This is a genomic window from Nitratifractor sp., from assembly GCF_015487065.1.
Lineage (GTDB): Bacteria > Campylobacterota > Campylobacteria > Campylobacterales > Sulfurovaceae > Nitratifractor.
The window spans coordinates 20,845-27,958 of sequence record NZ_WFQN01000140.1 but is presented as its reverse complement, the minus strand read 5'-3'; the positions used below and the strand labels follow the sequence as shown (position 1 = coordinate 27,958).

The following is a 7,114-nucleotide window of genomic DNA, read 5'->3' as shown; positions in this document are numbered from 1 at the left end:
TTGGAGAAAAAGCCGATCACCGGCATGGGGGCCCGGAGGCTCCGGTAGTTGAAGACGTTCATCTTCTCCAGAATGATGATCCCGGTGAAGGCCACCGTCTGGGCCAGGGCCACCGCCTGGGCCTGGGGCAGTCCCGACGCGAGATAGTGGTGGAAGAGCCAGAGTGTTCCACCTCCGATCCAGCTCCCCAGCAGGATGATCATGATGATTCCCCGCAGCTGGAGGAAGGGGGCGTTGACCGAACGGGGCGGGCGCTCCATGATCCCTTTCTCCGCCGGTTCGAGCCCCAGGGCCACTGCCGTCATCCCGTCGGTGACCAGGTTCATCCACAGGATCTGCACCGGCAGCAGGATCAACGGCCCGCCCAGTAAAATGTTGACGAAGATGGCGATCACCTCCCCGGTATTGGAGGAGAGGAGATAGGTGACGAACTTTTTGATGTTGTCGTACTGGCGCCGACCCTCCCGCACCGCACCGATGATGGAGGCGAAATTGTCGTCCAGGAGGATCATGTCGGCGGCCCCTTTGGCCACGTCGGTCCCCCGCAATCCCATGGCGATGCCGATATCGGCCCGTTTCAACGCCGGGGCGTCGTTGACCCCGTCCCCGGTCATGGCGGTCACGAGCCCTTCGTCCTGCAGGGCCTTGACGATCCGCAGTTTGTCCCTCGGGGTGGTCCGGGCGAAGATCACCCCCTCCTTGAGCGCGGTGCGGAGCGCCTCGTCGTCCATCCCCGCCAGCTCGTTTCCGGTGACGGCCCGGGGCGCGTCGAGCCCCACCTGCCGGGCGATGGCCAGGGCCGTCAGGGGGGCGTCGCCGGTGATCATGATCACCCGGATTCCGGCCCGGCGGGCCGTGGCGATCGCTTCGGGGACTTCGGGGCGCGGCGGATCGATGATCCCTACGACCCCGAGCAGCGTCAGGTCTTTCTCCACGTCGTCGGGATCGAGCTTCGTCTCCTCCGGCAGGATCCGCTTGGCCAGGGCCAAAGTCCGCAGCCCCGACTTGGCCAGTGAAACATAGGCCGCTTCGAAGCGTTTGCGGGCCGCATCGTCCAGCGGCTTCTTCTCGGTTCCCTCCAGGTACCAGGCAGCCCGCTCCAGGAGTACTTCGGGCGCTCCCTTGACGTAGGCGACCTTCTGACCGTTCTCCTCTACCACCACGGTCATGCGCTTGCGCTGGGAGTTGAAGGAAAATTCGCTGATCACCTTCGGTCTCCCGGGCTGAGCCACGCCTTGTAGGCCGCGACGATCAACGCCGCCTCGGTGGGCTCGCCGGTGATCTTCCACCCTGCTTCCTCTTTGCTCAAAGAAGCGTGGTTGCAGACCAGACCGGTTTTGAGCAGGAGCTGCAGATCTTTGCGGGCTTTGTAGTTGACCCGCTTTCCGTCCGCTTCGAAATGTCCCGCCGGATCGTAGCCGCTGCCGGTGACGTCCACCGCCCCGCCGAAGAGCCAGATCTTCTGCACCGTCATCTGGTTCTGGGTCAGGGTCCCGGTTTTGTCGGTGCAGATGACGTTGGCGCTTCCCAGATTCTCCGCCGCCTGGAGCCGTCGCAGCAGGGCGTGCTGGCGTACCATCGCCTTGACCCCCAGGGCCAGGGTGATCGTCACCACCGCCGGCAGCCCCTCCGGGACCACCGCCACCGCCAGAGAGATACCGGTCAGGAACATCTCCATCAGGTCTTTGCCGAAGAGATAGCCAACGATCGCCACCAGTGCCGAGATGGCGATGGAGAGGATTCCCAGTTTCTTGCCCAGAACGGCGAGCTTTTTCTGCAGGGGAGTACGGGTCTGTTTCACTTCGCTGGTGAGGCGGGCGATCTTGCCGAACTCAGTCGCCATCCCCGTGGCCACCACCACACCGCGGGCGTAGCCGTTGGTGACACTCGTTCCCATCCAGACCATGTCGCTCCGCTCCGCCAGCGGTGCCTCTTCAGGGACCGCCTTGAGGCTCTTGGCTACCGGAACCGACTCCCCGGTGAGGGGCGATTCGTCCACTTTGAGGTTCACCGCCTGCACGAGCCGCAGATCGGCCGGCACCCGATCGCCGATCTCCAGCAGGACGATATCGCCCGGGACCAGCTCCGTCGCCTCGATCTGGCGCTCCTTTCCTTCCCTGAGGACCCGGCACTGGGGAGAGAGCATCCGCTGGAGCGCCTCGATCGCCTTTTCGGCCTTGAACTCCTGGACGAAGCCCAGGATCCCGTTGAGGATGACGATGGCCAGGATCGTGAGGGCGTCTCCCATCTCCCCGATGGCGAAGGAGATCCCCGCCGCCACCAGCAGGATCAGGATCAGCACGTCGGTGAACTGCCGCAGCAGGATCCAGTACCACTTCTCCTTGTGAACCGCTTCGATCCGGTTGGGGCCGTAGATCCCCAGCCGTTTCCGCGCCTCCTCGTCATCGAGCCCCTTTTTCGGATCGGTATGCAGCAGCTCCAGCACCGCCCGGAGGGGTTTGGCATGCCAGGGAGTCTCCGCCTCTTCAGGTGCCTGCGGGGCGGCGCCGGAGGCCGGAGACGCTACCGGAGCGGAGCGCATGAGATCTTCCCGCCACCGGGCCACCAGAACCGAGAAAAGGAGCGGCACGACGATCGTGGAGACCGACGAGGCGGCCACCAGGGCGGTGAAAAGCTGAGTATCGATCAGTTGGGCGTCCAGCAGGAGCTTGGCGACGATGATCTCGGTGGTGAGCCGGGCGTTGAGGCCGATTCCGATGGTCCAGGCCTCTTTGACGGTGAGCTTCTTCATCGGAACCATCAGGAAGATCCCGACCAGTTTTCCCACGAAGGCGGCCAGGAAGAGGAGGATCGCCAGCTCGGGGGCCTTGACCATCCCCTCCAGATCGACGCTCATTCCCACCCAGAGGAAAAAGATCACCCCGAAAAAGCCGTAGGCCACGGCCCGGGTGGCCCGATCGGCCCGCTCACCCGGCTCTCCTGCAGCGTCGAAAACCGGACGCATCAGAATCCCCGCCACGATGGCCCCCACCACGAGGCCCAGATCGGCATACTCGGCAAAGCCGCCGAAGAGGAAAAGGACCAGGATCATCATCATGACCAGGTTGGAGACCTTGACCTGAGTCCAGCGGGAGAGAGGAACCAGCACGAAGCGCCGAACAAACCAGGCGACGGCGATGAAGATCGCCACATTCATGGCCACGGTCCAGATCTCCTGGGTATCGCTGGTGACCAGGCCGCTCTTTTCACTGATCCAGATGGAGACGAAGGCGACCAGGAAGACTTCGATCACATCATCAAGCACCCCCGCCCCGACGATATAGTTGCCCACTTTGGTCCGCAGCAGCTTGAACTCGTCGAGGATCGGGACAATCACCGCCTCGGCCGTGGGCATCCGGGTCATCCCGATGACAAAAGCCAGGGTCCAACCGTATCCCAGCCAAAGCATCACTCCCATTCCCATCAGAAAGGGAACCGCCGTATTGAGCACCGTCGCCAGGACGATCTCGCCGCTCTGGGCGCGCATCTCCTTCATATCGATCTGCAAACCGATGAAAAAGAGGAGAAAAAGGACCCCAAAATCGGCCAACACTGTAAAGATCTCGCCGTCGATCCCTTTGGTGAGCATCGTGCCCAGCGGGGTATAGTGAACCCCCATCGCCACAAAAAGCGCCGCCAGGATCCCGGGGGTCTTGAGACGCTCCAGGAAACCGGCCAGGAAATAGCTCAGGCCGAACATCAACGAAAGCAGCAGCAGAAATTCTCCCAAAACCTGATCATTCATTTTTTGGCTCCTTACTTAATTATACAATTTGTCGGAACTCTAAGAGAAACCCCTTTTTGAGATACTAGATTTCATAACTTTGTTCAATAATTTTTATGGTTTTTATATTGTTATTTTAATTTCATTAAATAATTTAATCTTATTTTTATTTATATTCGGTTATTCTTCATCAAAGCATTTATTCCAAGGAGAAAGCAAATGAAATTAAAGCACCACTTTATGAAAAGCACTGTAATCCTCTCGATGGTCGCATCGACAGCCCTCTACGCCACCAACGGAGACACCCTTGTCGGTGTCGGGGCCAAGACCCGCGCCATGGGCGGCGCCGGTATCGCCTTTAGCCACGGGGCCGAGTCCACCCTGGTCAACCCGGCTCTCATCACCCATGTCCAGGATACGGAGATCAGCTTCGGGGGCACAATTTTTATGCCTTCCATCAAAACGGAAACACCTATGAGCGGGGGGAAAAAGAGTAAGAGCGATGCGGATATCAGTATGATTCCCGCCGTGGCCGCGGTCAGCCATCTGGACAACGGCCTGCATATCGGTGCGGGAATGTGGGGAACAGCCGGAATGGGAACCGACTTTCGGGGGCATCCCGATCTTTTTGATATGGAAACAACTTTGCAGTTGATGCAGTTTGCCGTTCCCGTCGCTTACAAGTTCGGCGGTCTGAGCCTAGGAATCGCTCCGATCCTCCAATACGGCTCTCTCGATATCCACTACAACTACGGCGGGACCAATGTCGGGGACGGCCAGCATCAGGACTTTGGACTGGGAGCCTCTCTCGGTGCTACCTATGATTTTGGAACCGGCTTTACCGTCGGTGCCGTCTACAAAACCAAAATCAAGATGGATTACGGCAACGCCATCCCAACGGCCACTGCCCCCTTCGGTCTGAGTTTCGGCTCCCATCTGGATCAGCCGGCCGAATTTGGAATCGGCCTGGGATGGCGAAGCGGACCCCACGGTATCGCCATCGATTGGAAGCGGATCCTCTGGAGCCATGCCACCGGGTACAAAGAGTTCAACTGGGACGATCAGGATGTTTTCGCCATCGGATACCAATATGACGCAGGGACCTGGTCAGCCAGAATTGGATTCAATCATGGAAAAACTCCCATCAAAGCCTCGGGGAACCCCGCTATCGACATGTTTAACTTACTGGGATTCCCCGCAACGCAAGAGAATCACTTTACACTGGGAGGTACCTATGCCTTCAGTAAAAATTTCTCGGCTGATGTCACTGCGGTTTACGGCTTCAACAAGGATAGTTCCGCGGACGTCAGTGCCATGTTCGGGTCCGGCGCCCAGGTTAAAAACAAACATAGCGAGCTGGGACTGACTGTTCAGCTCAATTATAAGTTTTAACCTCTTTCCTCCTATCGGGCGTTTGCCCGATGTCATCCATCGCTTTCCTTCTTCCTCTTTTCATTGATTATTTCCAGAATATGACTACAATAATATCAACCGATACGACTCACAAAACCATCCACGGAATTTGGAAAATGAAACGACGCATCAAACAAGCCGCCCGCCGCGCCGCCGCCAATCCGGTGCTGCGCCAAAGCGCCCGTTCCCTCAAACCCACCCCCAATCTCTGGGGGGTTCTGGGCACGGTGCTCTTTTTTATCCTGCCGGAGATCATCGGCTTTTGGCGAGGGAAGGAGATTGCCGCCTGGGCCCATGCGCAGATGCTACAGGAACCCGACGCCATGGGACGCCAAGTCTATTGGCTGCTGGAGAAGCTCTTTGAAGAAGGCGGAAGCTGGATCAATCTGGGCATCGGCGTCACACTGCTGGGGTGGATCTTTTACGAGTGGCGCCACAAGACAGAGACTGAATCCACCCTCTAGGCCGCTTCGTCATCCTGAACTTGTTTCAGGATCCAGGAACCGATAGGCTCCGATGGCCTGGATTCCGGATCGAGTCCGGAATGACGCACAATTTGTGAATCGGTCAGGACTTTTCAAAGAGCCGAACCTCCTCTTTGGGACGGAAAGTAAACCAGGCCCAGAGCACCGTCCCGTAGACAAAGATGGAGAGGATCACTACCCCCACGGTGACCGTTTCGAAGAGTTCCCGGTAGGGGTAGTCGGCGGGGATCATGTGGACCAGAATGATCGACAGCGCCCCTTTCATCCCCGAGAAGGTGAGGATGAACCATCCCTCGAATCCTACGGGTTTGATCACTTTGAATCGATTGCCGAACCAGGCGAATTTGGCCATGGAGAGGGCACGGATCAGTGTGGTGACTCCGAACATGACCAGAATCTCCCGGCGATACTCCCAGAGCTTGGCGGGGTCCACCATCTCCGCCAGAACGAAAAAGATCACCACCGCTGCGATATATCCGAACTCGCTGGCCATTTCGTAGATATACTCCAGCCGCTCTTTGGTCGTCGCCAGCACACCTGACAGTCTCATCCGCTGCAGGAAGCTGCGTTTTTTCCGCTCGAGCCGCTGCTCCTCCGCTTCGATATCCCGGTCGATCCAGGCTTTGGTGGAGACGATGGCCACGATAAGGGTGAGGATACCGCTGAGGTGGAAATACTCCCCCAGCAAATAGGCGGCATAGGCTTCGACGACGAAGGTGAAGAGCTCCCCCCGCTTGTCGGAGTAGAGTTTCATCAGGAGATGGAATCCATACCCCAACCCCAAGCCGATCACCGTACTGAAAACGAAGACCCGCAGCGCATCCAGCGCCGCCCCGCCGGCATCGATCTGCCCCTGCATCATCCAGGGCAGCCCAATGAAGAAAAAGGCGATGACCGCCGTAGCGTCGTTGCCCAGTGACTCCCCTTCGATGAGGACTTTGACATCGTGATCGACTCCCGAAAAACGCGAAAGGACCGACTGGACACTCACCGCATCGGTAGCCATGTTGATGGCGAAGAGTGCCACATAGCCCCCCAGCGTGATCTGCGGGAAAAGATCAAAAGTCGCCAGACTTGCTCCGGCAACGATCGAGAGGGCCACCGCCACGACGGCCAGATAGAAGATGCCCCAGGCATGTTTGCGCAGGTCGGCAAAATGCAGATGCAGGGCATCCCCCATGAAGATCAGTGGAATACAGAAGAGTATCACCGTATCGAAATGCTCCTTCAGATCGATGGGGACTGCGACCCGGAACCAGGTATAGACGGCGAAGGAGCCCAACAACAGTAAAAAGACCGAGGGGATCCGGAGTCGTGCCGCCAGGGCGTCGGAGAGGACCACCAGGCTCAGGATGGTAATGAGGAGGATTTCGGGGGCGAAATGGTGCACAAAGGCTCCTTTGGTATTAAAAATTATGCTCAATAATCGAGTCTATCGACAGGATAAACAAATCATCTCCGTCATCCCGAACTTGATTCGGAATGACGTCTC

The 7,114-nt window shown here is 58.3% G+C and carries 5 protein-coding genes; 2 read left to right on the top strand and 3 right to left on the bottom strand.

Going from position 1 to position 7,114, the window contains the following annotated elements; all coding sequences use genetic code 11:
* Together F8I07_RS07725 and F8I07_RS07720 are read right to left on the bottom strand one after the other, a co-directional pair.
* On the bottom strand, positions 1-1,208 hold a 1,208-nt coding region (locus F8I07_RS07725), incomplete at its 3' end, for a cation-translocating P-type ATPase (protein WP_292657967.1).
* Complete coding sequence (locus tag F8I07_RS07720; RefSeq protein ID WP_292657964.1) at positions 1,205-3,745, bottom strand: HAD-IC family P-type ATPase; 2,541 nt, start codon at positions 3,743-3,745, stop codon at positions 1,205-1,207. The genes F8I07_RS07720 and F8I07_RS07725, both read right to left, overlap by 4 nt.
* Positions 3,746-3,943: 198 nt before the next feature.
* Here F8I07_RS07720 and F8I07_RS07715 point away from each other — a divergent pair, with 198 nt between their 5' ends.
* Both F8I07_RS07715 and F8I07_RS07710 read left to right on the top strand, forming a co-directional pair.
* Positions 3,944-5,116 (top strand): porin, encoded by a 1,173-nt coding sequence (locus F8I07_RS07715; RefSeq protein ID WP_292657962.1) that lies wholly within the window; start codon positions 3,944-3,946, stop codon positions 5,114-5,116.
* Positions 5,117-5,253: 137 nt separating this feature from the next.
* Positions 5,254-5,601, top strand: a complete 348-nt coding sequence (locus F8I07_RS07710) for a hypothetical protein (protein WP_292657960.1) — start codon at positions 5,254-5,256, stop codon at positions 5,599-5,601.
* Between the two features lie 103 nt (positions 5,602-5,704).
* Here F8I07_RS07710 and F8I07_RS07705 read toward each other — a convergent pair whose 3' ends face one another.
* Positions 5,705-7,012 (bottom strand): cation:proton antiporter, encoded by a 1,308-nt coding sequence (locus tag F8I07_RS07705; RefSeq protein ID WP_292657958.1) that lies wholly within the window; start codon positions 7,010-7,012, stop codon positions 5,705-5,707.
* Between the last annotated feature and the right edge of the window lie 102 nt (positions 7,013-7,114).